Origin of the sequence: Roseibium sediminis, from assembly GCF_008711325.1 — a bacterium.
Lineage (GTDB): Bacteria > Pseudomonadota > Alphaproteobacteria > Rhizobiales > Stappiaceae > Roseibium > Roseibium sediminis.
In genome coordinates, this window is record NZ_VXDB01000013.1 from 21,367 (window position 1) to 47,012 (window position 25,646).

A 25,646-nucleotide genomic window follows, 5' to 3' on the forward strand; every position below is an offset into this window, starting at 1 on the left:
TGTGGATGCCCTCCGAGCGGCATCTTGTATGCCATGATGGTTCCATCGACCCTTTCGGTGTATGTATTGATGACGGGATCAGCACGTTGGCGCTCCGCAATCAAATTTCACGCTCAGATTGCGTTTGGCAAGTCGGCCAGCAGGTTCTCTCATGCGCTGCCGAACCTTGTCGGTTCTTACTTCGATCGGACAAGCGCCAACAACATGCTGCGTGAATTATTTTTAGCCCGGACCTTGCCGGATATTGTTTGGCAGCCATGTTGCTATTTCCGGGAAGGCGATCAGCACGAACACCATCAGCACCATGATCAGAAACATCGGGATTCCCGCACGTGCGATGAAGCCCATTTCATGATTGGTCATCCCCTGCAGAACGAAGAGGTTGAACCCGATCGGGGGCGTGATCTGGGCCATTTCGACAACCACAACAATGAAAATACCGAACCATATCAGATCGATACCCGCCTGCCGCACCATGGGCTCCACCACCGCCATGGTCAGCACGACGGAGGAAATCCCGTCCAGGAACATGCCAAGGATGATGTAGAACACCAAAAGCGCCATCAGGAGTTCGAACCGGGATAGCTCCATTTGCGCAATAAGGTCCGCTAACCCGCGTGGCAGTCCGGTGAACCCCATCGAAAGCGACAGGAATGCTGCGCCAGCGAGGATCAACGCAATCATCGCGGAGGTTCGGGTTGCCCCCATCAGGCTTTCAGAGAAGGTTTTCCAGCTGAGCGAGCCCTGGCTTGCTGCCAGTATCAGGCTACCGATAACGCCAAAGGCCGCGGCCTCTGTTGCCGTTGCGAATCCGAGATACATCGACCCGATGACAAGCACGATCAGAAGAATGACGGGAAGCAGAAAGCGTGAGTTTTGGATCTTTTCCCTGAAGCTCATTCCCGGCTCGATGGTCGGGTTCCAATTCTTCGACACCTTGGACATGATTGCCACATAGGCCATGAACATGCCGGCCAACACGAGACCTGGCAAAATTCCGGCGAAGAACAGTTTGGAAATGGATTCATTGATCGTGACCCCATAGACGATCAGGGTCAAAGACGGCGGGATCATCAAGCCGAGCGTCGCCGCACCGGCCAGTGTGCCGATCACCATCGTTTCCGGGTAATTTCGCTTTCGCAGTTCCGGTATCGACATCTTTCCAACGGTTGTCAGCGTGGCCGCGCTTGAACCCGAAACTGCGGCAAAAACCGTGCACCCAACAATGTTGGTGTGCACCAGCCCGCCCGGCAAACCGGCCATCCACGGGCTCAGACCCCGAAACATGTCTTCCGATAGTCGCGTTCGATAGAGGATTTCGCCCATCCAGATAAACAGCGGCAATGCCGTCAATGTCCAGCTGGAGGAGGAGGACCATATGGTCGTCAGCATAACATCGCCGACCGGCCTGCTCGTGAACAGCTCCATGCCAACCCAAGCGACTCCCATGAGCGCCAACCCGACCCAGACGCCGCTGCCGAGCAACACAAAGAGAACAAAGAGAAACAGGATGATGATCGAGAAGTCTTCCATGGCGCTTACTCCCCGAAACTCTGGTCAACAAGATCGCGATTGATCCTGTGTCGGCCGTCAAACAACAGATGAACAAGGTGATCCGTCAGCGCAATTGCCATGATGATTGCCCCGGCCAGCATGAAGGACTGGGGGATCCACAAGGGCGTACGGTCCTGTCCCTGACTTATATCGTTGATCAGAATGGAGAAATTCACAAAGCGCCAGCCGAACCACACAAAGTACCACATGATCACTGCGCTGATGCCGAAGCACCAGACATCGATCCAGCGCGCCACTTTTGCCGGAACGGCATGCAGCAGGATGGAAACGCGGATGTGGCAACCTCTGTTCAGGGCATTTGCGAAGGCGAGAAAGGATGCCGCCGCCATGAAGTATCCAGCATATTCGGGGATACCAGGCGCGACTTCACCAATCCAGCGCGCGAGCATTTGCAGAACAATGAGAACCAGAATTGCGATCAGGCAAATAGCCGCAAGAACACCAGCTGCCAGATACAGAAAGTCAAGCCCGGACCGGAGCTTTCTGAGCGTCCCCATAATACCCCCCACGTGTGTTTCTTGTTGCCTGCCGGAGAACTGTTTGAGACCGCGGGCGAACCCGGCGGATCCATTTTGCAGCAGGAAATGATCTTCATGGAATCGGGCGACCGGATACCGGCCGCCCAATCGGGAGGGGCTTACTGCATGGCCTTGAAGGCGTCGACAATCGCAGCACCTTCTTCGCCAGCTTCTGCCAACCATTCATTGGTCATGGTGACGCCGATTTCCTTGAGCTCGTTGACCATTTGCTCGGATGCCGGACCAACCTTCATGCCGCCATCACGCAGTCCCTGCAGGGTGAATCCGGTGTATTCCTTGGCACGCCAGTTGCCGGCATATTCGGCCAGTTCGGCGCAGCCGCGGATCACATTCTTGTTCTGGTCGGAGACGCCGCTCCAGACCTGAGAATTGACCATGACATAGTTGCGCGGCAACCAGGCATCGACCTCGTAGAAATAGTTCAGAGATTCCCAGACCTTGCGGTCGTAGCCGGTGGAGCCGGAGGAAATCATGGATTCAGCAACCCCTGTCGCAAAAGCCTGGCTGATTTCCGCCGCTTCGATAGTCACCGGCAGCATGCCTGTCAATTCCGCGATGCGGGATGTTGCGGTATTGTAGCTGCGGAACTTGATCCCCTTCATGTCGGCGACGGAGTTCACTTCATTCTTGAAGTAAAAGCCCTGCGGCGGCCACGGTACGGCGTAGAGAAGCGTCAGGTTCTGGGCTTCGAGCACTTTTTCCAGGGACGGCTTGGCTGCTTTCCAAAGTTTGTCGCTGGCATCAAATGATGTTGCCAGAAAAGGAATGGAATCGAACCCGAACAGGGCGTTTTCATTTGCATGACCCGACAGAAGCCGCTCACCGATCGGCACCTGGCCGGTCTGGACCGCGCGCTTGATCTGCGCACCGGGGAACAAGGAACCGGACGGGTGTGTCACGATTTCAATTTCACCGCCAGTACCAGTCGTCACGCACTTGGCAAATTCTGCACCAGTAGCAGAATGATAGTTGCTGGCCGAATAAGCCATCGGCATGTCCCACTTTTCGCCGGCAAATGCCGGAGTGGCAGCTGCAGCGACCAGTGCTGTCGTGGTCAGAACCTTGGTCAAGAATTTCATTTCATTGCTCCCTTTGGTTGGTATTGCAGGCGGTTCCCATCGCTCTTGTTATTTCTGGAACCGAACTGCCGAATATGGCGACAGATCCAGATTGGTTATTTTGTCCGAGATCATTTGTGCTAAGAGCCGACCGGTTTTTGCTCCCCCCGTCAAGCCAATGTGATGATGGCCGAACCCCATCCAGATGCCTTTTCTTCCCGGGGCACGTCCGATCACGGGGATTGAATCGGCCGGAGCCGGCCGGTGTCCCATCCATTCAACTTCCCGTTTCCAGGTCAGCCCAGGCATCGCAGCCCTCAAGTTACGTCGTAAAAGTTCGAACGGCTCTTTGGTGGGGGATGCGTTCAGCCCGCCAAATTCCACAACTCCAGCAAGCCTTATCCGCCCTTCCATGGGCGTGATGACGAATTTGCCGCTGGCCACCATCACCGGCGAGCGGGGCATGAAATTCGGCTCCCAAAGCTCCAGATGATATCCGCGCTCGCTTTCCAGCGGCACATCCAGGCCAAGCTGATCGGCAAGCGGCTTTGACCAGGCGCCGGTAGCTATCAAAACATCATCTGCCGCAATCGGCTTGTCGTCCGTCTCAACCAAGACGGTTCCGTCATCGAGTGTGTTGATGCCTCGCACCTCAGCCTTGATGATTTCGGCTCCATTAGCCTGAGCATAAGCCGCAAGTGCCTTGACGTATGCCCCCGGATCGGTGATCCGGCCATGGTCCTTCAACCTCGCTGCGAAGCCGATTTCCGAGGAATAGGCATCATCATATGCCGCAAGAGCTGTCCCCTCCAGTTCTTCCCACTCGAACCCGCAGGAAGCCCGCACCGACCAGCCAAACGCATCTTCTTCAAAATGCGCGCGATCCCTATAGAGAAACAGATAATCAGCCGGGACAATGAAGTGTTCGGCACCGGTCCCTGCAGCCAACGCCTGATGCTCGGCCAGGCTGTCCCCGACAATCTGCGAAACTGCCTGAGCGATCCGCTTCACATCGGTTTCATTGGCATGCGACAGATATCGGACCAGCCAAGGCAGAAGTTTTGGCAGGTATCCCCATTTCAGAAAGAGTGGCTGATCAGGCGAGAACAGCATTCGCGGCGCTTTGCGCAAGAGGCCGGGAACGGTTACAGGGACCATCGAACAGGATGCCAACACGCCCCCGTTGCCATGGCTCGCGCCTTCGCCGGGGCCTGCCTTGTCAATGAGGATGACGTCGTACCCTTCCCGTTGCATCCAGATTGCAGTCGAGACGCCGATTATGCCCGCGCCGACAATTGCAAGCGTCTTGCTCATGCAGCCACCTTTGTCACGGCATAATGGTCGAGGCGGTCCCTATCCGGTTGAATGCCGAGGCCGGGTCTGTTTGGCACGAGCACATGGCCGTCTTTGACGGCAAATGGCGTTTCCAGAATGTCCTCCTTGAGGAAATAGCGCGCTTGATAGAACTCACAGCCAAGCGTGATTTCAGGTGTCGCGGCGATCATGTGAGTGCCCGCGAGATGGGCAAGACCGGATTCGAACATATCGCCCCCATAGGCTTGCAAGCCTGCAACCGCTGCCATTCGGGCAACATCCTGGGCGCGCGTCAGGCTGCCTGCCTTCATGATCTTGATCGAGACACCGTCGCAGATGCCTTCGCTGATCGCCCGTCTCATGTCCTCCGGTCCAAAAACAGACTCGTCAGCCAGGAGAGGAACATCGATGGCTTCCCGTAAACGCGCCATGAGGGCGAACTGGTCCTGGCGAACCGGCTGTTCGATGAAATCCGGCTGAAATTTGGCAACATCGACAACACGCTTGAAGGCCTCGTCAATCGCCAGTCCCTGATTGAAATCCACCCGAACCTTCAGCGAGGGATAGTCACGGCGCAAGGCTTCGAGCCGCATGATATCGAAAGCATGGTCCTTGAAGCCTGCCTTCACCTTCACGATCCCGACACCATCCTCAACAAGGCGATCCAAGAGAAGGCGATCCTTTTTGAAATCAGGATCTGCAATCGAAACAGACAGGGGAATGGAGGATCTGCAGCGGCCTCCCAGCAGAGCCCAGACCGGTGCAGCAAGGATTCTACCCGTCAGGTCGAGCAAAGCCGTATCCAGAGCTGCCTTCGCCTCGCTCGCGTGGGCAACAGCTTTTTGTGCATCCGTCATGATCGCAGAGCGATCACCAACCCGTCGACCGACAACCAGCGGCCTTATGTAGCGTTGCAGCGCTGCAAGGCTTGCTTCCGGGGAACCGGTGAAAACTGACCAGGGAGAGGCTTCCCCCCAACCGACATTGCCACTTTCGCTGGTGAGGGAAAGGACAATTATCTCGCACGCACCTTCGACAGTTCCGATGCCGTGGTCGCGCCGAGAAAGGACCGGCAGCGACAGATGCCAGACGTTCATTTCGGTGATCTTTTGATCAAGATCCATGGTCTCCTCCCCAAAATTGACAGTGCCCCCTCTGGAGTATCATTTCAAATACGATTAATTTAATCAGCCATCATCTTTTGTGATGACTTGAATTCAAGGCAGGCCAACATGCCCCTGAGATTTCGCCAGCTTCAGGCATTTCATGCCATCATGGATACCGGCACGGTAACGGGAGCTGCGGAACTGCTCGGAATTTCCCAACCGGGTATCTCCAATTTGCTTGCGCAACTGGAACGCCAGACACGCCTGAAGCTCTTTGAAAGAGCAAAGGGGCGGCTGCAGCCGACACCCATAGCGGACATGCTGTTTCGGGAGGTGGATACCGTGGTGCGCGGCCTTGAGCATGTGAGCCAGGCAATCCAGGATCTGCAAAACAAGCAGGCGGGCCAACTTCAGGTGGCTTCACCTCACCTGCTGTCCTTCGGATTCATGCCCGCCGAAATTGCGCGCTTTGCCAAAAACAGTCCGGACCTGCTGATTTCGTTTCAATCGCAGTATTCGTCAAAGATCCAGGAATGGGTCATGGCCGGTCTGTTTGAAATCGGTGTCTGCGAAATGCCGGTTTATCACGATGCTCTGACCCGGGAGGGTTTTCATTTCGAGACTTTTGCGGTCTTGCCCGAAGGGCATCCTCTGGGAATACATCAGGTTCTGACGCCTGAACTTCTGGACAACCAGCCCTTGATCGTCATGGGGCCGGAGCACATGACGCACCGACGAGCAAGGGAAGCCTTCGAAAGCCGGAACGCGGGATGGCGACCGCAAATTCACACCCACCTGTCCGAAAACCTTCTGAGTTTTGTCAAACAGGGTATGGGCATTGCGCTCATTGATCCGTTCACCATCCATTTTGACCGCGAACCGGGCTATATCATCCGCCGATTTGAACCCGCGGTCATGCTTGACCTTGCGATCATAACAGCCCGCAACCGAAGCCTGACCCCTGTCGCACAGGCATTCTTGACGCAACTTCGACAGAGCCTGGCTTCCTTCTCGCTCCAACCCTGACGTGAAGGGTGTTCGGGCTCTCTACGAGACCCACTCGGAGACCGGAGCAGCCGCTTCGTGGAGTGGCTGGGATATCACGTCCACCAGTGTCGGGCCGTCATGATTGAGGGCTTCAGCCAACACCCTTTTCAAATCTACCGGATCTTCAACCCGCCAACTCTTCACACCAAACGCTGATGCCACCGCCGCATGATCAGTCCGGTTGAAATCCACATTGTAGAAGCGTTGCCCGAAGCCTGAGTTCTGCCCGGCCTTGATCCACCCGAATGTCGCATTGGAAAAGACGATCGATGTAATCGGCATGTTATACCGCACCATCGTCTCAAATTCCCCGCAGGCGAAGCCGAAGCTTCCGTCACCCATTGCAGCAACGGTCTTCACTCCGGGTCGACCGACATGAGCCCCCATGGCGGCAGCAATCGAATAGCCCAGAGCACCATGGGCCCGGTTCGTTATGAAATGGCGACCCGGCTTTCGCCAACGATAGTACGCGCTGAAATAGGGGCACGGGGTTCCGGGATCAGCGACAATGATGGCATCGTCCTCAAGCAGATCCATCAATACCGCCACGACCGTTTCAGGGCGGATGGGCCTTTCGCCAGATGTCGCCAGCCGGTTGAAGTGATCCAGTTTTGTATCCCAGGCAGCCTTTGACCTTGAAACGCCATTCTGGTGGGAGATGTCCGGCATCTCCGACAAGGTTGTGGCGAGCGCGGTCAAAGCCAAACGAGCATCCGCATTGATGGCAACAGCTGTTGGATAGTTTGCCCCGATCACCATCGGATCGCTGTCTATATGCAGGATCACCTTGTCCTGGAGGGGTGACCGCCATCTCTCTGTCGTTACCGAACCTGCACGACAACCGACAAACAGGACAACATCCGCAGCATCAATCACGGCGCGGGTCGCCTGACTGCCGCCATTCGAGCCGACTACACCCAAAGCGAGTGGATCGGTCTCCGCAATGCTTCCTTGCCCGGATACGGTGGTTGCCACCGGCACCTGAAGCAATCGGACAACTTCTGCAAGGGCCTCTTCAGCTCCGGACAATACCGGCCCACCGCCACAAATTATGACTGCACTTCCGGCCTTCGAGAGAATACGTGCCGTTTCAGTGACCGCCCCGGGATCAGGAGCTGCCCGCTCAGCAGGAAAACAGCAATGCCGCGCATCCGCCCAAAGCTCGGTCTCATCCACCGATGCTTTTTGAGTGTCAAAGGGAAGAGAAAGGTGAGCTGCCCCCGGGGTTCCGGTTGTCATCGCCCGAAAGGCGGCCCGAACCTGCGCGGGCAGTCGGGAGGCGTTATCAAGTGAGGCATTCCACTTTGTAAGTGGCTTGAAAAGCGAAGTCTGATCAAGTTCCGTCAGCGGATATCGCCCGCGGCTGGTGGTGGCTACATCGGTCGTGATGGCCAGGATCGGAACTGAACTTTCATTTGCCTCGACGACTCCGGGCAAGATGTAGGTCGCGCCTCCTCCGGATGGTCCTTCGCAAATGCCGGGTTTGCCTGTGACGCGGGCATAGCCATCGGCCATGTATGCGGCATGCCGTTCATCTCTGGTGAGGAAGTGTGTTATCCCGTGGTCGAGCCTGAAGAGCGCATCATAGAAGGGCAGCGTCGTGTCCCCGCAGAGGCCGAAGATCTCGGTCACCCCATGAGCTTCCAGCATCCGCACCATTGCTTCGGCACCAGTCAAATGGTTGCTCATCACACACTCCCCTTACTGAATTCAGTTCTGTATACAAGCTTGCATATTGTCAAAACTTGGCGAATGTGTCACCACAAGAATGCAAGCTGTATTGACCTCCAACGCAAACCCCGATGCTGGAACAGGCGATGTCGGAAATCTATTTTCAGATCAAATCGATGGTGGTGGGGTTCCGTTTGCGACCAGGCGACCGATTGAACGAAAGTGTCTTGTCGCGGGAACTGGGAGTATCGCGTACGCCATTGCGTGAAGCGCTCAATCGCCTCGTTGCGGAAGGTTTGATCGAAGCCCGCCCCGGCGAAGGGTTCTATTGCCGCAAACTGGATACCGAAGGGGTCTATGCCCTTTATGATCTTAGGGAGGCTCTGGAGGTTGCGACAGTCGAGCGGGCTTGCAAGCGGGCGAGTGAGGAAAGCCTTGCCGCTCTGGCGACTTGGCTGACCGAAATGGGAATGGATGTTTCCGGTCTGACCGTGGCTGAAGCCTGCGAGCGAGACGAAGCCTTTCATGTCAAGATCGCGGAGCTTTCAGGCAATCCGCTCCTGGTCGCTGAGCTGAAAGCCCTCAATGAGAAAATCCGCTATCTTCGCTGGGTCCAGCTTGACGAAGCCAGACTGAAATCGACAAAGGACGGCCACAAAAAGGTAATGCAGGCGCTTCTCGCGCGGGATTCCGAGGCGGCAATCAACGCCATGCGAGATCATATTTCCCGCCGCCTGGATCAGGTCAAAGAGGCAGTCAGCAAGGGAATTTCGAGCATTTACATGGACCAGACAGACGCGCTTACAGGGCGCGTTCTGAATTCGCAGGATGTCGCATGATCGTCACAGGTGGAAAAACTGTTTACGGTGCAGCTGTAGGCATCTTGATGCTCGAGGCCAGATTTCCGCGCATTCCCGGAGATATGGGCAATGCGCAAAGCTGGCCGTTTCCTGTCATGTACAAGGTGGTCCGCGGCGCTTCTCCGGACCGCGTTGTCCGGCAAAAGGCAGACGGGTTGCTGGGCGCATTCATTGATGCGGCCCGCGAACTTGTCGCTGACGGTGTGGACGGCATCACCACCAATTGCGGTTTCCTGTCACTGTTTCAGGAAGAACTCTCTCAAGCTATTCCTGTTCCGGTCATCACGTCATCCCTCTATCAGGTGTCCATGGTCAACCGGCTCATGCCAGCAGGCAAACGCGCTGGCATCCTGACCATTTCAGGATCAACACTCACGCAAGCCCATCTGGATGCCGCAGACGTTCCGGCAGGAACGCCGGTCGGATCAACCGAAGGCCTGAGAGAATTCACGCGGGCAATCCTCGACAATGAGCTGACCCTGAATGTGGAATTGGCCCGCGAAGACAATGTTCAAGCCGCCATATTGATGAAGGAAAAGCACCCGGATTTGGGCGGATTTGTCCTTGAATGCACCAATATGTGCCCCTATGCGGCAGACATTGTCGAAGCAACCGGCCTGCCTGTTTGGTCGATGGTCAGCTTTGTGGAATGGTTCCATTCCGGCCTTGCCCCGCGGCGCTTCCAAAAATCGGATTAGCCCCCTGAAAGTGGTTCACCAACTGGGATAGGTTTTCCCGCAAATTGGAAGATCAACGATGGCCGGGAAAAGCGAGCAGCCCGAAGAGAGTATCCAAGCTCCGGCAAGTTGAAGTGCCGCAAGGACAAGGCACAACGATTGCCGGCGCCAAGAATAAATCAACGGAAATTACAACTGAGATGGTTGTTCAATTCACCAAACTGCTGCGAAAGAGCGTCAGCAATGGCTTGACACATTCCGCACAGCATACGTTGAGGCCATGTTGATCAGATCGAGGTCAACAGCAATGAGATTGTGATTTCCGGCAAACGCGAAAACTGCAAGAGGCCATGTTGAAAAACATGGCAGCTTTAGTAGCAGCGATATTGAGGAATGGCGCACCGGGGAAGATTCGAACTCCCGACCCCCAGATTCGTAGTCTGGTGCTCTATCCAGCTGAGCTACCGGTGCTTGCCTGATCCGATGGATGAAGCTTCAATTTGCTTCCGGATCGTGTTTTTGGGTCCGGGGCGGCGTGGCCACCCGCTGAACTGGGCGCATCTCTATAGTGGCCTCAGATTGTTTGCAAGTGGAAATTCAAACTTTTTCGCCAGACAATCGAATTTATTGATCAAGACATTGTTTTCATTATTCAAATAGCTTCTCCACATGTTACGCAGCGCCAGATTCACCCCTTGGGCAGCGTAAGGCAAAAGCATGTGCCCGTCGGGCTGTCCTCAAGGCTGATCTGCCCGCCGTGGGCCCGCACCAACTCGGCGGCTATCGCCAGACCGAGACCGATGCCATCCTTTTTCGGACCGCTGTGAAATGCCTTGAACAGGGAGGCTTTGATATTTTCCGGAATGCCCGGTCCGGTGTCGCTGACGCGGATTGTTACCGCGTCCGCGCCATCAAGTGCCGTGATGGCGATGCGTTTGACGACGACATCGTCTTTCCGGTCACCTTCCAGTGCCTGTACCGCGTTTCGGCTGAGGTTCATCAACACCCGGAAGAGGTGATCCGGGTCAGCATTGAGCTCCAACTGCGGATCCACCCCATTGGAGAATTCGATGCCGCCACGTTCGGATAGCCCGAGGACATCTGCCACATCGCCCACGACCTTGGAGAGTTTGATCACCCTGCGACGTGGCGGCTGCTCCTGCGCCTTGCCGTAGGACATGACGGCCTGCGTATAGTTGATGGCGCGATCCAGCGTTGCCAGAATTCTGGGAGCCAGCCTGACCACAGTGGGGTCATCGACCTGTTCGATACGCTCCAGAAACAACTGGGCTGAGGCGAGCAGGTTTCTCAGATCGTGATTGATCTTGGAAACCGCCAGACCGAGGTCCGCAAGCCGCTGTTTCTGCATCAGGCTTCGCGACAGAACCGACTGCATTGCAGCGAGACGGACTTCCGCTTCCCCCAGTTCGTCATTACGCCCGCTTGGCGTGAGAACGCGGGATGCATTTTCCGGCTCCTCGGAAAAACGTTCCATATTGGCAGTCAGGCGCTGAAGGGGACGAACGAACAGCGCACGAAGGCTGATATAGACCAGCGACGCCGTGATTGCTGAAATGAAGAGGGACAGCGCCAGAATCCGACCGGAAAACGCCAGCATGTCCTGTTGCAGAAGCCGGACGGGAAAGACAACATCAACGCGGTCTGTATCCCCCATGCGCCCCATTCCGACGACCCGCATCATGCCATCACCACGATACAGCAGCACCTTGAAGCTTTCGATGACCGCCATCCAGGGTGTTTGCTTTTCCATGCTCACATGGAATGCGATCTGGTTTGGCATTTCCGTCATGGCAATCAGCCGTCGCGTACTGCCTTGATCGAGGGAGATTGCGACCGCCCCTGTCGTTCTCAAGAGCTGCTCCTGAAGCCGCGGCGCGATTGTGTTCGTTTCCGCAAGCACTGACGCTGCAACACCAGCCGTGGTCAGACGATCATTCAGCCATGTATTGCGAAAATTGGCGACCGAAGGGACATAGATGAACACTTCGGACAGCATCACGAAGAGGACGGTGAGGAGCAGGAGTTTTCCGGAAAGCCCGCCAAGGCGCGATACCGGGGCCGTTTTAAGCCGCAGGGCCTTCAACATGCCGGGGCGTGCCTTCTGCACATTGTCAGATCCGTCCAGCGGACCACTCTCATGCTTCATGCGTCACCACTTCCTTGCCAGGCCGGATTTCGAATCTCTCATCCAAAAGCTCGCAAGACTGCCAGCATCTTCCGCAGCCATGGCTTGCCTGGCAAGTCCGCATAATAGGAAATCGACGCCCGCCGCACCAGCTCGCCCAATGTCGGATAGGGGGACACAAAACCGGCGAGGTCCTTTACGGTCAGTTTTTTCGCCACGGCGAGGGATAGAAGATTGATGATCTCCCCAGCCTGCGCGCCAACAATGTCTGCTCCAAGCACCCGCCCCTTCGGACCAACGACAAGTTTAAGGCGGCCCTTGGTCAGACCTTCTGCCTGGGCGCGGTCATTCCCGGAGTAATCTGCTGCGAGGACGCGAACCTTATCGCCATGAACCTCCCGCGCTTCCTTTTCCGAAAGACCAACATGTCCAAGTTCCGGCGAGGTATAAGTCACCCACGGAATGATGCTGCGATCTTCCTTTGCCGGAAGGCGGAACAGGATGGATCGGATAACCAGCCCGGCATGGTAACCGGCAACATGGGTGAACTGCAGACCGCCGGTGACATCGCCGACAGCGTAGACTTTGCGATTGCTGGTTCTCAGGTCGCTGCCTACCTTGATGCCACGGCGATCAAAATTGATTCCGGCAGCCTCCAGACCCACACCTTCCACATTCGGGCTACGGCCAGCGGCGACCAGAATATGGGTCCCGACGGTTTCTCCTGCCCCCTCGTCCGTGGACATCCATTTCACGACGATCTCATCGCCGCGCTGTTCCACTGCCTCGACAGAAGAGTGTTCCTTCAGGTCCACCCCTTCAGCGCGCAACTGATCGAGAACGATAGCCGCTAGTTCCGGATCGTCCTTCCCGAGTGCTTTCTGCCCTTCAATCACCGTCACCCGGCTTCCCAACCGGCGATGTGCCTGAGCCATTTCCAGACCAATTGGTCCGCCACCGATGATGATCAGATGGGCGGGCGCCTCGCGCAGCTCGAAGATATTCTCGTTGGTGAGATAGGGAACGGTATCCAGACCAGAGATTGGCGGAACAGTTGCCGTCGAGCCGGTCGCGACAACAAAACGGCGTGCCCGGATCTCATGTTTGTCCGTCACCACACAGTCAGGGGAAACGAAATGGCCGTGGGACTTTATGACGGTCACGCCAAGACCCTCAAAGCGCTCGACCGAATCATGCGGCTCAATGGCAGCAATGACGCTGTGAACGTGGTCGTTGGCCTTGGGAAAATCGATGCCTTCGAGTTTTGCGTTGACCCCGAAGGCGGCAGCTGAACGAACAGAGCGGGCTGCCTTGGCCGCAGACAGCAGAGCCTTGGAGGGAACACATCCGGTGTTCAGGCAGTCCCCGCCCATCTTGCCCTTTTCGATCAGCACCACATCCACACCGAAGGCAGCGGCGGCGGCCGCGACCGAAAGCCCCCCTGAGCCTGCCCCAATGACACAAATGTCCGGCTTTAGTTCTGTTCTCATTGTTGCCCCTGATTGGATTGGTGTCGTTGGAGGTGAAAACAGACCTAGCTGGCCCGCCAGCGCTTGATCGCGACCGGAATGAGGCTTGCAACGCCCAGCGCGAAAAACGCTGCGAGCAGTTGCGGCGTAACAAGAGCTCCGACCTCGATCTGGCAGGTTCCTGTCGCGGCACATCCCGGATTTGCAGCCTCCTGCGCGGCCACGACACTGTCAAGGCCAGCGCCGATGAAGGCGAAGGCAAAGGTTCCCGGAAGGATGCCGACGGCTGTCGAAAGGACATAGGTTCTCAAGGGCACCTGAAAGAGTGCCGGTGCAATATTCACGAGCCAGAAGGGGAAGACAGGCGTCAGACGGAGGAAGAGCAGATAATTGAAGGCATCGGAGCGAAAACCGCTGGCCAGTTTTTCCACAAATGGCCCGGCTTTTTGCGTCAGAAACGCTCCGAAGGACGAGCGCGCCACAAGGAAAATGACCGTTGCCCCCATTGTGGCAGCCACCACGGTTGTCGCCCCGCCAACGATCCAGCCAAAGAGAAAGCCTCCACCGATCGTCAAAAGGGAGGCACCGGGAAAACTGAGAGCGACCGCGGCGACATAAATCACAAAGAACAGACCAAGGCTGAACACAAAGCGCTCATTCACATAGGCCATCAGGTTCTGGCGCTCGCTGATCAGTGAGGAAAGGGACAAAAGCTCATGCCAGCCCTGGCTGAATCCAACGACCATCAGCACTCCAAGGCCGATGAGCGGCCCCCAGGATTTCAGGAAGCTTCCCTTCTGAGCCGAGGCGGTCATCCGGGCCGGTTCACCGGAACCCGATTCTCCACCACTTCCTTCGGTATCATCCAGTTTTTGCTCAATGGTCATACGCATGGTTTCCCGGCTCGCCGCCCCTCCAAAAGAGCGCCAGCATGTGTCTTTCCTGCAGATGTACATCATTTGTCTTGAGGAAAAGACACTATCACCGACAAGTTATTGCTCCACACCACTCGATCACTGCGGCGTGAAGAGTGGTTTAACGACGGTTTTTGCGCTGTGTGCGTTGACTTGCCGTCGCACGGACCGTATAAGCGCGCACGACTGGAACACGCATCCGAGCTGTCGTGGGCCCCTGTGGGCTATTTTCGATCAGCGTATTCGGATGGTTTCTCCAAAATTCTTTATCGAAAAAGGGCCGCGTGGGTGACACGCGGGGTAGAACAATGAAGCGTACGTATCAACCGAGCCGTCTTGTCCGCAAGCGCCGCCACGGCTTCCGCGCGCGCATGGCAACCAAGAACGGACGTCAAGTTCTGGCTCGCCGCCGCGCCAAGGGCCGCAAGCGTCTGAGCGCCTAATCGGCCAACCCGCTAGCGGCGCAGCCGGTTCTGCTTGCTACCGCAGCACAGACATTGCAGCCGCAAATGGAAACTCTCAAAAAGCGCGCCGAATTCATAGCGGTCTCCAAGGGAGGTCGCGTTGGACGGCGCGCTTTTTTGATTCAGGGTCTGCCGAACAAGGACGCCGTCCCCTCCCGGGTCGGGTACACCGTTACCAAGAAGACCGGAAATTCGGTCGTGCGCAGCAGAATCAAGCGACGCCTCAGGGCCGCTGTTGCCGCGTTGGACGCCGGTGACATTCCGAATGCGGCCGATTTTGTTCTGGTGGCGCGACAGGATGCCCTGTCGACACCCTTTAATAAACTGGTCACAGACCTCAAATCAGGTCTGGTGCAAGTGCTCGATCCGCAAACGCCTCGCGGTCCGAGAAATCCGCGGAAACCCGCACACCGGTCAAATTCGAGCAAAAAGCAGAGGTAAGTTCCGTTGTTCTCAGAAAACCGCAACACACTTCTTGCGATTGCGTTGTCCCTCGCTGTTCTCCTTGCCTGGCAGTACTTTGTTGCCCAGCCCCAGCTCGAAAAGCAGCAGGCTGCTTTACTGGCCCAACAGGAAGCGCAGCAGGCTCAAACGGACCCGCAGCAACCTTCGGCCCAGAACGCTCCCGGCTCGATCGAGGCTAATGCGCCCGCAGCTGGCAGCCAAACGCAATTTCAGAGCCGTGAACAGGCAATCGGCGCCACCGCCCGCCTGCAGATCGACACACCACGTCTTTCGGGCTCCATCAACCTTGTCGGTGGACAACTGGACGACATTCGGCTGAAGAACTACCACGAGACTGTCGACAAGAGCAGCCCGACAGTCGTTCTGTTCTCGCCGAAGGGCAGTCCAAACCCGTTCTATGCCGACTATGGCTGGGTGAGCGACCCGGGCGCTTCTGTTTCCCTGCCAGGTCCTGACACTGTCTGGTCCGTGGACGCCGGTGCTCAGCTGACACCGTCGACACCAGTGACCGCCAGCTATGACAATGGGGAAGGCCTGACCTTCAAGCGGACGTTCTCAATCGACGAGAACTACATGTTTACCGTCACACAGAGCGTTGAAAACAACTCCGCTGCGGCCGTGACGCTTTATCCGTATGGCCTCATTGCCCGCAAAGGCAAGCCGAAGACGGCAGGCTTCTACATTCTTCATGAGGGCCTTCTCGGGGTCTTCGGAGAAGAAGGTCTGAAGGAAGTCGACTACGACGATCTCGCCGAAACCGGCTCTGAGCGCCCTGCTCCGGTTGACCGCGGATGGCTTGGCATCACCGACAAATACTGGGCTGCCACCCTCATCCCGCAGCCGGGCGAAACCTTCCAGCCGAGCTTCACGCACTCGAATGCCTCCGACAACTATCAGGCGGACTTCCTGGGCGGAGCAACCACAATCGAATCCGGTTCGACGGGTGAAACCAGCTCGTATCTCTTTGCAGGCGCAAAGGAGACCAAGCTTCTCGACGCCTATGAAGAATCCCTGAATATCGAGCGTTTCGAGTTGCTGATCGACTGGGGCTGGTTCTACTTCCTGACGAAGCCGATGTTCTTCGCCATCGACTGGCTGTTCCATGTGTTTGGCAACTTCGGTGTTGCGATCCTGCTGGTAACCGTCATCATCAAGGCGTTCTTCTTCCCGCTGGCCAACAAGTCCTATGTTTCGATGAGCAAGATGAAGCTTGTTCAGCCTCAGATGCAGGAAATTCGGGATCGCTATGCCGATGACCGGGCCAAGCAACAGCAAGCGCTGATGGAGCTTTACAAGAAAGAGAAGATCAACCCGCTGGCCGGCTGCTTGCCGATCCTGATCCAGATCCCGGTATTCTTCGCTCTCTACAAGGTTCTGTTCGTTACCATCGAAATGCGCCATGCGCCGTTCTTCGGCTGGATCCAGGACCTTTCGGCTCCAGACCCCACCAGCCTGTTCAACCTGTTTGGTGCGATTCCGTGGGATCCGCCGCAGCTGTTGATGGTTGGCATCTGGCCGCTGATCATGGGTGTCACCATGTTCGTCCAGATGAAGATGAACCCGGCCCCGCCCGATCCGACCCAACAGATGATCTTCACCTGGATGCCGATCGTCTTCACCTTCATGCTGGCGTCTTTCCCGGCAGGACTCGTGATCTACTGGGCCTGGAACAACAGCCTCTCGATTGCTCAGCAATGGGTCATCATGCGTCGCCAGGGGGTCAAGATCGAGCTGTTCGACAACTTGAAGTCGACGTTCAAGCGAAAACCAAAGCCCACAGAAGACAGCTAGACCTGCTGTCCTTGCAAACCAGGATCGGGCCCGCTATTCAGTGGGCCCTGTTCTTTTGGAAGGCTCGTTACATGAACCACTGATGCAGGACCTTTTCCGCAAGGCGAAATGCCCGATGGCAGGTCACACGCGCACGCAGCGCCAAACCGGTTCCCTTGCTCCTGCATTCCAAGGTGGCTTCATGCAGACCCCTTCTCCCGATACGCTTCACCCCTTCCACGGCGAAACCCATACGGTTTTCCTGAAGAACGTCATTACCCGGCCCAACATCGAAGTGGGCGACTTTACCTATTACAATGATCTTGACGGGGCATCCGCGTTTGAAGACCGCAATGTCCGGTATCACTTCGATTTCATTGGCGACCGATTGGTCATCGGAAAATTCTGCGCGCTAGCCCAGGGAACGACCTTCATCATGAGCGGCGCAAACCACGCGATGACAGGCTTTTCAACCTATCCGTTCCACATATTCGGCGATGCATGGCGCGAAGGGTTTGATGAGCGGACCATATTCAATCACATTCGAGGCGATACCGTCGTTGGGAATGACGTCTGGTTCGGGACCAATACGACGATCATGCCCGGTATACGCATCGAGTCCGGCGCGATCATCGGGGCAGAGGCCGTCGTAGCGAAGGATGTCCCTCCCTATGCCGTCGTGGTCGGAAATCCCGGCAGGGTCGTCAAACTAAGATTCGCGCAGGCAACCATCGACCGCCTGCTGGAAATTGCATGGTGGGACTGGCCTCTTGGCAAGATCACCCGCCATCTGGGTGCGATTCGGGCTGCCGATATTTCAGAACTTGAAATCGCGGCGACGGATGACGACACAGGGCTCGACGCCCCTTCAAAGGCAATGTAGAACGCGGGCATGAGCGAAGATGAAAAATACTCTCCTGAAGAGCTTGAGCGCGGACGCCTTCTGTTCGCCCGTCCCTGGACATTCCAGACAAGCGTCACGGAAATGGCCAACCTACCGGACTTTGCGGACACGGAGATTGCCTTTGCCGGGCGGTCCAATGTGGGCAAGTCCAGCCTGATCAACGCCTTGACCGGACGAAAGGGACTGGCGCGAACTTCCAGCACGCCGGGACGCACCCAGATGCTGAATTTCTTTCATGCACCTGACACACCGCTGACCATTGTCGACATGCCCGGCTACGGCTACGCGCAGGCTCCAAAGGACCTGGTGGACGCATGGACGCGTCTCGTCTTCTCCTATCTTCGCGGTCGACCGAACTTGCGCCGGGTTTTCCTGCTGATCGACAGCCGTCACGGCCTCAAGAAGAATGACCTCGAAACCCTGGATCTTCTGGATAAGGCTGCGGTTGTTTATCAGGTCATTCTGACCAAGGCGGACAAGATCAAGAAACCTCAATTGGCCCGTCTGATCACTGAGACACAGGCTGCGTTGTCAAAGCGCGTTGCAGCCTATCCGGAGATCATTGCCACATCGTCCGAAAAAGATTTCGGCATCGATCAGGTACGTGCTGAAGTGTCCCGATTTACGGACTGTTAATTCTATTCAGCAACAAGTGACGTAATTTCTGACAAGGTAAGACTGACGATTATTTTGGGATATTGGGGGAGATTGCGTGCCCACCACAAAGAGCGGCGATGCGCTTGATGTCGTCGGAGGGGATCTGAAACAGCCCGTTTCCACCCTTACGCGTGAAACGGACAGTATTTCAGTCGGCAGTATGCCCGCTGAAAACTCTGTCCGGTTTCTAAATTCTCATATTCGCCAGACTGTGGAAGCGGCCTTTGTCCTGCTTGCCGTTCGCGATACCGCCGGGCAGTGGCAGCTTGTCCCGGAAATCGGCACCCTGCCGAAAAGCGAAGGCGCTCTTTATTCTCTTCCTTTTGATACGGAAGATGTTCAGCATCTCGTCATTGATACCGCAGACCTTGCAGAGGCTGCGGACCTGATCCCGGCAGAAGTTTCTGCGCTGTCCAGCTTTCCGCTGCAAGGTGCCAATGGCTGCAAATCCGGCATTCTGCTTTTGGGTTTCAATGCACTTCATTGGCACCAGATTGACGAGATACAACGCCGCGCTGCTGTTGACCTTCTGACGGTTCTGGCCGAGCTGCTCTCTCAGCAAGTGAAACTGCAGTGTCTGGAACAGCATCTGGCACTCGCAGCTGACTGGATCTGGGAAAGCAACGCTGCAACCGGCACCTTCCGGGAAACGGCAACCCGGCTCACCGATACAGCCGGTCATCCTCGCTGCTCCGCCCGCCCCTTTGACCTCATTCTATCCAATCCGAAACACAAGCTCAGGCATGAGAGCCTGATGGAAGGGCGTTCCTCTTTCAAAAATGTCCGCTACACGTTGGACAACAGCGACACTCCCCTCTCCTTCAGCGTTGACGGTGAACCGGTTTTCGACGGGAATGGCAATCATACCGGGTTTCGTGGTGTCGTACGGGACGTTACCGCAGAAGAAGCGCAGAATCTCGAAATCGGGTATCTGGCAACCCATGATCCTCTGACGGGGCTTGCGAACCGGGCCGCCTTCACCAGCTGCCTCACCGATGCGTTTGAGGCTTGGCTGGAAAACGGTGACCGGGCAACGCTCTTCCATCTCGACCTCGACAATTTCAAGCCTTTGAATGACACCTACGGGCATGCATTCGGGGACCAAATCCTTATTGCAATCGCCAGACGTCTGGATACCGTGCCGTCCATGGAAGCGACGATTGCCCGGCTTGGCGGCGATGAGTTCGCGATCTTCGACCCGGCTCTCTTCACCCGTCCGGCTATCGAGGAATGCGCCCGCAAGATCGTAGACGTTCTGGCCGAACCGCTGGTCATTGCAGGCACGCAGGTTCGCCTTGGCGGCAGCGTCGGCATATCGATCCTGCCGGAAGACGGCGCCAACGCAGAGCTCCTTCTCGGCAATGCGGACCTTGCTCTCTACGAGGCAAAGCGCGCGGGGCGAAACAGGTTCCAGTTCTATGATTCCACCATGCGCCAGAAGGTGGAAGCCCGGGAGCGGACCCGCAATGCAATCGGTCAGGGGCATAGACGCGGTGAACTTGGGACGGCCTATCTGGGCATTCGCGAGCTTGGGACTGATGCGATATTGGGAGCGGAAGCCATTTTGACGTGGCAGAACGCCGAAGGCATTCCAAGCAAGATGCGCACCCTGAGGGGCGCCCTTGCCCAGACAGACGAAGCGATGGAAATCGGAAACCATTTTGTTCGAAGCGCCTGCGAACAGATGTCTCGCTGGAACCGGACCCTTGGTCGGGACATGGTCGTATCCGTCGCCCTCAATCCCGTTCAGGCCAAGGATCCGGACCTTGCCCGCAATATTCTGACAATCGTCGAGGAAACGGAACTGGGATACGCCAATCTGCAGGTCAATATTCTGCCCGAGAGTCTTCGAGGTGATTCCGGGTCGCTGACGCGCAACTTGCTGCAGCTTGCTGAACAGGACGTCATTCTCGGCCTTGTGGACTACGGCTCACTGATGGTCAGCCCGTTCCACTATGTCTCAAGCGGAATCACCCACCTCAATCTGGACCTTTCGCAGATCGATCCTCTGAAGCACCGCTCCAGTGTAAGTTCGCTGGGGGCAGCGCTTGTGGGCTTTGCGACACAGCTTGGTTGCGAAGTCTGCATCAGCGGTTACCAGTCCTATATGAGCACCGCCGAGCTTCTGGAGATCGGCGGAAAGAGCTATTCAAACCGAAGCATGGATTTTGCGCTTACCCCGGATGCTTTTGGCGAAAGGCTTGCTGCTACCTCCTGAATTCATAAGCCTTCTTTGCACCTGTACGGTGAAAAGGCTGCAGCGGAAGGTTTGTGGTCTTCAGGCAAACCGGGTATAGAGCTTGCCCGGATAGTTTTTCTAACGTCTTGCGAGTTCTTCCTGAAATGACCGAAATTAATCCCCACGATCGCGCCCATGTCATCGCTCAGGCCCTGCCCTACATGCAGCGTTACGACAACAAGATGGTCGTGGTGAAATACGGCGGACATGCAATGGGCGACCCGGCACTGGGCGCTGCCTTTGCGCGCGATATCACTTTGCTGCAGCAGTCCGGGGTCAACCCGATTGTCGTTCATGGCGGCGGACCGCAGATCGGCAAGATGCTGACCCGCCTTGGCATCGACAGCGAGTTCCGCGCCGGCCTCAGAGTCACCGACAAGCCAACCATCGAAATCGTGGAGATGGTTCTGGCCGGGTCGATCAACAAGGAAATCGTCCAGTTGATCAACGCGGAAGGTGGCCGAGCGATCGGTCTGTGCGGCAAGGACGGCAATCTTGTTACAGCCAAAAAGCTGGAACGCACGATGGTTGATCCGGATTCGAACATCGAGAAGGTCGTGGATCTCGGCTTTGTGGGCGAACCTGCCGAAGTCAATCCGACCGTACTGAAGCTTGTCCTGAAGGAAGAAATCATTCCGGTGATCGCCCCCGTCGCACCCGGCAGCGATGGCAGCACCTATAATGTCAACGCGGACACGTTCGCAGGAGCCATCGCAGGAGCTTTGAATGCAACGCGCCTGTTGTTCCTCACCGACGTTCCCGGTGTTCTCGACAAGGAAGGCAAGCTGATCAAGAGCCTGACCGTTGCCAAGGCCCGCGAACTGATCGCTGACGGTACTATCTCCGGCGGGATGATCCCCAAGGTCGAAACCTGCATCGAAGCGTTGGGACGCGGAGTGGAAGGCGTCGTCATTCTGGACGGCAAGGTAGAGCACGCGGTTCTGCTTGAACTCTTCACCGATCGCGGCGTAGGGACGCTGATCTGCCCGTGACCGGCCGACGCAAGCTCCCGCGGGAGGGCAGACACGCCCACCTGAATGATCTGCGGACATTCAAGGGCGTCGAGGCCTGGGTCTTTGATCTCGACAATACCCTCTATCCAGCGGACACCGACCTCTTCAGCCAGATCAACGAACGGATCGGGGCTTATGTAGCCGAACTTCTCGGTCTTGACCGGGATGCTGCGGAAGTGCGCCAGAAGGCCTACTACAAGACCTACGGCACCACCTTGCGCGGCCTCATGATGGAACATGATGTTGATCCGGACGACTTTCTCGCCAAGGCACACGACATCGACTATTCGGCCGTAAAGCCGAACGTCGCCCTGCAGGGCGCCATTCGCTCATTGCCGGGAAAGAAGTATATCTTCACCAATGGCGACCGGCCGCATGCCGAGCGGACCGCGGCTGCCCTCGGGATCACGGACCTCTTCGACGACATTTTCGATATTGTGGCTGCTGGTCTTGTTCCAAAGCCCAATCGCGAGACATACGACCTGTTCCTGAAAAATACGGGCGTGTCTCCGGTTCGTGCAGCCATGTTCGAGGATTTGTCCCAGAACCTCACGGTGCCACATAAACTGGGTATGCGGACGGTCCTCGTGGTTCCGCCCAATACACGCGACATGTTCCAGGGTGACTGGGAAATGGAAGGCGATCGGGCTCCTCATGTCGATTTCGTGACAGACGACCTGACCGGGTTCCTGAAGGCTGTTCCGAAAGACCTCTGACAGCCGCGATCTGCCATTGCCGGAGGCAAGCGGATGCCGAGGCCAAGGACCATCCAACGGTTTCTTGCAGCAAAGGCTTGGAGTTGCTGACCTTTGATGCCTAAACTCCGCCAATGTGACGCGGCAAAGAGTGGATGACGATGGCTTCCCTGCGAGCTCTACATGCCTTTTCCCTGCTGGCCAAACTGGGGCGGGCTTCGCTTGCCGCTGAACGGCTGGGCGTGTCTCCTTCTGCCCTGTCCCATCTGATGCGCAAGCTGGAAAGCGAACTGGGCGCAACCTTGATCCTCAGGGATGGCCGCGGCCTGAACCTTACGGAGGAAGGCCAACGCCTCGCGCATGGGCTCGGCGATTCCTTCGACCAGATCGAGGAGGCGGTAGACACCTTTCGGCGCAGGGGACGAACAGAGCTGCGGATCAGCACCGTTTCCACCCTCGCAACCAGATGGCTGATCCCAAAGCTGCCTGAATTCCAGAAACTTCAGCCGGACGTGGAAATCCTTCTGTCTGCTTCCACCAGAACAGTCGATCTGGACCGCGAAAACTATGACTGTGCCATACGCCTTGGCAAGGGCAACTGGCAGGGCGTCGAAAGTGTCCTTCTGTGGCAGGAACACCTTGCTGTTGCCATGGCCCCTTCCCTCCTTACTGACGCTATTGCCAGCGGACCGCAGTCCCTGTCAGGCATCCGTTTGCTGCACACTGCGTCGCGCCGGGGCGACTGGACCCGGTGGCTCGGCGGAAACGGTCTGGCGCCTGCGGAAACGGCAAGCGGCATGGTGCTGGAAAGTCGCGACCTTGCCATTCAGGCGGCCATCGCCGGCATGGGGGCCATCGTCATCGACAAGAGATTTGTAACCCGCGAGGTTTCTGCCGGACATCTGGTGCACCCGGACTGGCCGGTTGTTGAACTGGACACGGGTTACTGGTTCGTCCGTTCGCCGCATCGCCCGCAATCCCGGCAGGTGGCCGCGTTCAGGGAATGGTTGCGCAGCGCCGCCTGAAGATGAGCCTTCCATCAAATCGAGAGAACCAACACGGCGACCGATCCGGCAATCAGGACGCATCCGAGCACCTCGGCGGGCAGAATTTTCTCCCGAAACAGGAGGACAGATGCGGCGAGCGTAAAAACCAGCTCGATCTGCGCCAATGCCCTGACATAGGCGACCTGTTGCAACGTCATCGCGGTGAACCATCCGATGGAGCCTGCAACCCCGGCAAACCCCACCCAGAGGCTAGTCCGCCACGTGGTAAGACTGCGGTGCAATTCGTCGCGCGCACGAAATGCCATCCAGATGCCCATGATGGCTGTTTGGAACAGGGTCGCGCAGACAAGGGCAAACCCGGCGCGCATAAAAAGGTCACCTTCCAGACTGAGGGAAGCCACCCTGTAGGAAGCGGCGGATAGACCAAAGAAGGCGGCCGAAGCGAGGCCGATCAAGGCGGGTTTTCCAAGCAGTGCCGCCCGGATCGACTGGGCTTCGAGTTTCCGCCGGGCAAGCGAAATCACGATCACGCCGACAACTCCGATCACAATCGCAAGCCCCGGCAGAGGGCCAACAAGCTCGCCCAGAAACAACCAGCCAAAAGCTGCTGCGAGGATCGGTTCGGTCTTTGAATAGGCCGTTCCCACGGTGAAGTTCTTGAAGGAGAACAGGCTGACCAGCAGGAATGTTGCCAGTATCTGCGCGATCCCACCAACAATGACACCGCCTGCAAACGTGAGGTTTGGAGTTGGCAGATCCATCCCGAAGATCGCATGGAGAACCGCAACGTAGACTGCGGCGAAAGGCAACCCGTAGCCGAAACGTATGAAGGTTGCCCCTGTTGTCCCGATTTGTCCTTTCAGGTGCTTTTGCAGGGCTGAACGGACATTTTGGGAAAAGGCGGCGAAGATTGTAATCGGGATCCACAGATCCATTGTCATACCTGTTTTCGGCTTGAGAATTGTTCAACCATCATGCCGTCGGACCTATCCCGTTCTCAATTGAGCTTACCACCTTGCGCCGTGAGCAGAGCTCAATTCGAGGTTGGCCCTGGCGGTCCATATGCGCATCAACGCAACCGAAAGGACGTCATTTGCCTTTCCCTTGCTTGACAGCGCGATGAAGGACGGCTTAGGTCCGCCCACTCATTTGATACTCGCGGAGACACGCCTGCCCATGACCCATGATCTTGCGCAACTTGAAAAAGTAATCGACGCTGCGTTCGAAGACCTGTCTGCCATCGACACCCATACGACCGGTGAAGTGCGGGATGCCGTCGAAACGACGCTGAACCTTCTTGATCGCGGCCAATTGCGGGTTGCCCAAAAGGTGGATGGGAACTGGAAGGTCAACCAGTGGGCCAAGAAAGCTGTTCTTCTGTCCTTCCGCCTCAACGCGATGGAAGTGATCAAGGGCGGGCCAGGCGATGCGACCTGGTGGGACAAGGTGCCGTCCAAGTTTGACGGCTGGCGCGGTGTGGACTTTCAGGAAGCCGGCTTCCGTGCGGTCCCGAACTGTACCGTTCGCCGCTCGGCCTTTATCGGCAAGGGCGTCGTGCTGATGCCGTCCTTCGTCAATCTCGGCGCTTATGTCGATGAAGGCACGATGGTCGACACGTGGGCCACGGTTGGCTCCTGCGCACAGATCGGCAAGAACGTTCACCTGTCAGGCGGCGTTGGCATCGGCGGCGTTCTCGAGCCGCTTCAGGCCGGCCCGGTGATCATCGAAGACAATTGCTTCATTGGCGCCCGCTCCGAGGTCGTGGAAGGCGTTATCGTGGGCGAAGGCTCCGTCATCTCCATGGGCGTCTTCATCGGCCAATCCACAAAGATCGTTGACCGTCAAACCGGCAAGATCCACATCGGCAAGGTTCCGCCCTATTCTGTGGTAGTCTCCGGCTCCCTGCCGGGCAAAAACCTTCCGGGCGAAAACTATGGCCCGAGCCTCTATTGCGCTGTCATCGTAAAAACGGTTGACGAAAAGACCCGGTCGAAGACCTCCATCAACGACCTGCTGCGCGACTGAGCCACCTGTCGCTCGGCAAACAAAGCCTGTC

At 56.9% G+C, this 25,646-nt stretch carries 23 protein-coding genes and 1 tRNA gene; 13 read left to right on the top strand and 11 right to left on the bottom strand.

Annotated features, from left to right (window positions below; translation table 11 throughout):
* Positions 1 to 222: 222 nt before the first annotated feature.
* The 5 genes from F0155_RS14005 to F0155_RS14025 form a co-directional block, all read right to left on the bottom strand.
* The gene (locus F0155_RS14005; protein WP_150525157.1) at positions 223 to 1,533 is read right to left on the bottom strand and encodes a TRAP transporter large permease; all 1,311 of its coding nucleotides are present in this window, start codon (positions 1,531 to 1,533) and stop codon (positions 223 to 225) included.
* Positions 1,534 to 1,538: 5 nt separating this feature from the next.
* Positions 1,539 to 2,072: a TRAP transporter small permease gene (locus F0155_RS14010; protein WP_150525158.1), complete on the bottom strand. Its 534-nt coding sequence runs from the start codon at positions 2,070 to 2,072 to the stop codon at positions 1,539 to 1,541.
* 140 nt (positions 2,073 to 2,212) lie between these two features.
* A complete protein-coding gene (locus F0155_RS14015; protein WP_150525159.1) occupies positions 2,213 to 3,193 on the bottom strand; it encodes a TRAP transporter substrate-binding protein in 981 nt (326 codons plus the stop codon).
* 48 nt (positions 3,194 to 3,241) lie between these two features.
* On the bottom strand, positions 3,242 to 4,486 hold the full coding sequence (locus F0155_RS14020) for an NAD(P)/FAD-dependent oxidoreductase (protein WP_150525160.1): 1,245 nt from the start codon (positions 4,484 to 4,486) through the stop codon (positions 3,242 to 3,244).
* Positions 4,483 to 5,610 (bottom strand): enolase C-terminal domain-like protein, encoded by a 1,128-nt coding sequence (locus tag F0155_RS14025; protein WP_150525161.1) that lies wholly within the window; start codon positions 5,608 to 5,610, stop codon positions 4,483 to 4,485. Before F0155_RS14025 ends, F0155_RS14020 begins: the two co-directional genes overlap by 4 nt.
* A gap of 108 nt (positions 5,611 to 5,718) precedes the next feature.
* Here F0155_RS14025 and F0155_RS14030 point away from each other — a divergent pair, with 108 nt between their 5' ends.
* Positions 5,719 to 6,618 (top strand): LysR substrate-binding domain-containing protein, encoded by a 900-nt coding sequence (locus F0155_RS14030; RefSeq protein WP_150525162.1) that lies wholly within the window; start codon positions 5,719 to 5,721, stop codon positions 6,616 to 6,618.
* Positions 6,619 to 6,639: 21 nt separating this feature from the next.
* Here the strand turns inward: F0155_RS14030 and F0155_RS14035 are convergent, their stop codons facing one another.
* Positions 6,640 to 8,328, bottom strand: coding sequence for a thiamine pyrophosphate-binding protein (locus F0155_RS14035; RefSeq protein ID WP_150525163.1), 1,689 nt, complete (start codon positions 8,326 to 8,328; stop codon positions 6,640 to 6,642).
* Positions 8,329 to 8,456: 128 nt separating this feature from the next.
* Between F0155_RS14035 and F0155_RS14040 the strand changes: the two genes are divergently transcribed.
* The gene (locus F0155_RS14040; protein ID WP_150525164.1) at positions 8,457 to 9,149 is read left to right on the top strand and encodes a GntR family transcriptional regulator; all 693 of its coding nucleotides are present in this window, start codon (positions 8,457 to 8,459) and stop codon (positions 9,147 to 9,149) included.
* Positions 9,146 to 9,868, top strand: coding sequence for an aspartate/glutamate racemase family protein (locus F0155_RS14045; protein ID WP_150525165.1), 723 nt, complete (start codon positions 9,146 to 9,148; stop codon positions 9,866 to 9,868). Before F0155_RS14040 ends, F0155_RS14045 begins: the two co-directional genes overlap by 4 nt.
* Before the next feature lie 373 nt (positions 9,869 to 10,241).
* Here F0155_RS14045 and F0155_RS14050 read toward each other — a convergent pair.
* From F0155_RS14050 to F0155_RS14065, 4 genes are all read right to left on the bottom strand, one after another.
* Positions 10,242 to 10,318, bottom strand: a tRNA-Arg gene (locus tag F0155_RS14050).
* Positions 10,319 to 10,535: 217 nt separating this feature from the next.
* Positions 10,536 to 12,014, bottom strand: a complete 1,479-nt coding sequence (locus tag F0155_RS14055) for a sensor histidine kinase (protein ID WP_150525166.1) — start codon at positions 12,012 to 12,014, stop codon at positions 10,536 to 10,538.
* A 38-nt stretch (positions 12,015 to 12,052) separates the two neighbouring features.
* Positions 12,053 to 13,483 (bottom strand): dihydrolipoyl dehydrogenase family protein, encoded by a 1,431-nt coding sequence (locus F0155_RS14060; RefSeq protein WP_150525167.1) that lies wholly within the window; start codon positions 13,481 to 13,483, stop codon positions 12,053 to 12,055.
* 44 nt (positions 13,484 to 13,527) lie between these two features.
* Complete coding sequence (locus tag F0155_RS14065; protein ID WP_150525168.1) at positions 13,528 to 14,349, bottom strand: TVP38/TMEM64 family protein; 822 nt, start codon at positions 14,347 to 14,349, stop codon at positions 13,528 to 13,530.
* A gap of 335 nt (positions 14,350 to 14,684) precedes the next feature.
* On the opposite strand from F0155_RS14065, the gene rpmH reads away from it, so the two are divergent.
* From rpmH to F0155_RS14110, 9 genes are all read left to right on the top strand, one after another.
* Positions 14,685 to 14,819 carry a 50S ribosomal protein L34 gene (gene rpmH / locus F0155_RS14070; RefSeq protein WP_068311851.1) on the top strand — a complete coding sequence of 45 codons (135 nt, stop codon included), beginning with the start codon at positions 14,685 to 14,687 and terminating at the stop codon, positions 14,817 to 14,819.
* Between the two features lie 66 nt (positions 14,820 to 14,885).
* The gene (rnpA, locus tag F0155_RS14075; protein ID WP_150525169.1) at positions 14,886 to 15,281 is read left to right on the top strand and encodes a ribonuclease P protein component; all 396 of its coding nucleotides are present in this window, start codon (positions 14,886 to 14,888) and stop codon (positions 15,279 to 15,281) included.
* Between the two features lie 6 nt (positions 15,282 to 15,287).
* Entirely contained in the window at positions 15,288 to 17,096 is a 1,809-nt protein-coding gene (gene yidC / locus F0155_RS14080; protein WP_150525170.1) for a membrane protein insertase YidC, read from the top strand.
* A gap of 181 nt (positions 17,097 to 17,277) precedes the next feature.
* A complete protein-coding gene (locus tag F0155_RS14085) occupies positions 17,278 to 17,958 on the top strand; it encodes a CatB-related O-acetyltransferase (RefSeq protein WP_150525267.1) in 681 nt (226 codons plus the stop codon).
* Between the two features lie 9 nt (positions 17,959 to 17,967).
* Positions 17,968 to 18,615 (top strand): ribosome biogenesis GTP-binding protein YihA/YsxC, encoded by a 648-nt coding sequence (yihA, locus tag F0155_RS14090; RefSeq protein ID WP_150525171.1) that lies wholly within the window; start codon positions 17,968 to 17,970, stop codon positions 18,613 to 18,615.
* Positions 18,616 to 18,691: 76 nt separating this feature from the next.
* Entirely contained in the window at positions 18,692 to 20,854 is a 2,163-nt protein-coding gene (locus F0155_RS14095; protein ID WP_150525172.1) for a diguanylate cyclase domain-containing protein, read from the top strand.
* Positions 20,855 to 20,979: 125 nt separating this feature from the next.
* The gene (argB, locus tag F0155_RS14100) at positions 20,980 to 21,867 is read left to right on the top strand and encodes an acetylglutamate kinase (RefSeq protein ID WP_150525173.1); all 888 of its coding nucleotides are present in this window, start codon (positions 20,980 to 20,982) and stop codon (positions 21,865 to 21,867) included.
* Positions 21,864 to 22,604 carry a pyrimidine 5'-nucleotidase gene (locus tag F0155_RS14105; protein WP_150525174.1) on the top strand — a complete coding sequence of 247 codons (741 nt, stop codon included), beginning with the start codon at positions 21,864 to 21,866 and terminating at the stop codon, positions 22,602 to 22,604. The genes argB and F0155_RS14105 overlap by 4 nt, the downstream gene beginning before the upstream one ends.
* A 140-nt stretch (positions 22,605 to 22,744) precedes the next feature.
* Positions 22,745 to 23,608 carry a LysR substrate-binding domain-containing protein gene (locus tag F0155_RS14110; RefSeq protein ID WP_150525175.1) on the top strand — a complete coding sequence of 288 codons (864 nt, stop codon included), beginning with the start codon at positions 22,745 to 22,747 and terminating at the stop codon, positions 23,606 to 23,608.
* A gap of 14 nt (positions 23,609 to 23,622) precedes the next feature.
* On the opposite strand, the gene F0155_RS14115 is transcribed toward F0155_RS14110, so the two are convergent.
* A complete protein-coding gene (locus F0155_RS14115) occupies positions 23,623 to 24,531 on the bottom strand; it encodes an EamA family transporter (protein ID WP_342212477.1) in 909 nt (302 codons plus the stop codon).
* 235 nt (positions 24,532 to 24,766) lie between these two features.
* On the opposite strand from F0155_RS14115, the gene dapD reads away from it, so the two are divergent.
* On the top strand, positions 24,767 to 25,615 hold the full coding sequence (gene dapD / locus F0155_RS14120; RefSeq protein ID WP_150525176.1) for a 2,3,4,5-tetrahydropyridine-2,6-dicarboxylate N-succinyltransferase: 849 nt from the start codon (positions 24,767 to 24,769) through the stop codon (positions 25,613 to 25,615).
* The last annotated feature ends 31 nt before the right edge of the window (positions 25,616 to 25,646 follow it).

What these genes read in the sequence shown, in the direction of transcription:
- rpmH (WP_068311851.1), top strand. Translation starts at nt 14,685, where the DNA reads ATGAAGCGTACGTATCAACCGAGCCGTCTTGTCCGCAAGCGCCGCCAC.
- F0155_RS14005 (WP_150525157.1), bottom strand. Translation starts at nt 1,533, where the DNA reads ATGGAAGACTTCTCGATCATCATCCTGTTTCTCTTTGTTCTCTTTGTG.
- F0155_RS14015 (WP_150525159.1), bottom strand. Translation starts at nt 3,193, where the DNA reads ATGAAATTCTTGACCAAGGTTCTGACCACGACAGCACTGGTCGCTGCA.
- F0155_RS14010 (WP_150525158.1), bottom strand. Translation starts at nt 2,072, where the DNA reads ATGGGGACGCTCAGAAAGCTCCGGTCCGGGCTTGACTTTCTGTATCTG.
- F0155_RS14020 (WP_150525160.1), bottom strand. Translation starts at nt 4,486, where the DNA reads ATGAGCAAGACGCTTGCAATTGTCGGCGCGGGCATAATCGGCGTCTCG.
- F0155_RS14035 (WP_150525163.1), bottom strand. Translation starts at nt 8,328, where the DNA reads ATGAGCAACCATTTGACTGGTGCCGAAGCAATGGTGCGGATGCTGGAA.
- F0155_RS14040 (WP_150525164.1), top strand. Translation starts at nt 8,457, where the DNA reads ATGTCGGAAATCTATTTTCAGATCAAATCGATGGTGGTGGGGTTCCGT.
- F0155_RS14055 (WP_150525166.1), bottom strand. Translation starts at nt 12,014, where the DNA reads ATGAAGCATGAGAGTGGTCCGCTGGACGGATCTGACAATGTGCAGAAG.
- yihA (WP_150525171.1), top strand. Translation starts at nt 17,968, where the DNA reads ATGAGCGAAGATGAAAAATACTCTCCTGAAGAGCTTGAGCGCGGACGC.
- F0155_RS14115 (WP_342212477.1), bottom strand. Translation starts at nt 24,531, where the DNA reads ATGACAATGGATCTGTGGATCCCGATTACAATCTTCGCCGCCTTTTCC.
- rnpA (WP_150525169.1), top strand. Translation starts at nt 14,886, where the DNA reads ATGGAAACTCTCAAAAAGCGCGCCGAATTCATAGCGGTCTCCAAGGGA.
- F0155_RS14030 (WP_150525162.1), top strand. Translation starts at nt 5,719, where the DNA reads ATGCCCCTGAGATTTCGCCAGCTTCAGGCATTTCATGCCATCATGGAT.
- argB (WP_150525173.1), top strand. Translation starts at nt 20,980, where the DNA reads ATGACCGAAATTAATCCCCACGATCGCGCCCATGTCATCGCTCAGGCC.
- F0155_RS14065 (WP_150525168.1), bottom strand. Translation starts at nt 14,349, where the DNA reads ATGACCATTGAGCAAAAACTGGATGATACCGAAGGAAGTGGTGGAGAA.
- F0155_RS14060 (WP_150525167.1), bottom strand. Translation starts at nt 13,483, where the DNA reads ATGAGAACAGAACTAAAGCCGGACATTTGTGTCATTGGGGCAGGCTCA.
- F0155_RS14085 (WP_150525267.1), top strand. Translation starts at nt 17,278, where the DNA reads ATGCAGACCCCTTCTCCCGATACGCTTCACCCCTTCCACGGCGAAACC.
- F0155_RS14025 (WP_150525161.1), bottom strand. Translation starts at nt 5,610, where the DNA reads ATGGATCTTGATCAAAAGATCACCGAAATGAACGTCTGGCATCTGTCG.
- dapD (WP_150525176.1), top strand. Translation starts at nt 24,767, where the DNA reads ATGACCCATGATCTTGCGCAACTTGAAAAAGTAATCGACGCTGCGTTC.
- F0155_RS14110 (WP_150525175.1), top strand. Translation starts at nt 22,745, where the DNA reads ATGGCTTCCCTGCGAGCTCTACATGCCTTTTCCCTGCTGGCCAAACTG.
- F0155_RS14045 (WP_150525165.1), top strand. Translation starts at nt 9,146, where the DNA reads ATGATCGTCACAGGTGGAAAAACTGTTTACGGTGCAGCTGTAGGCATC.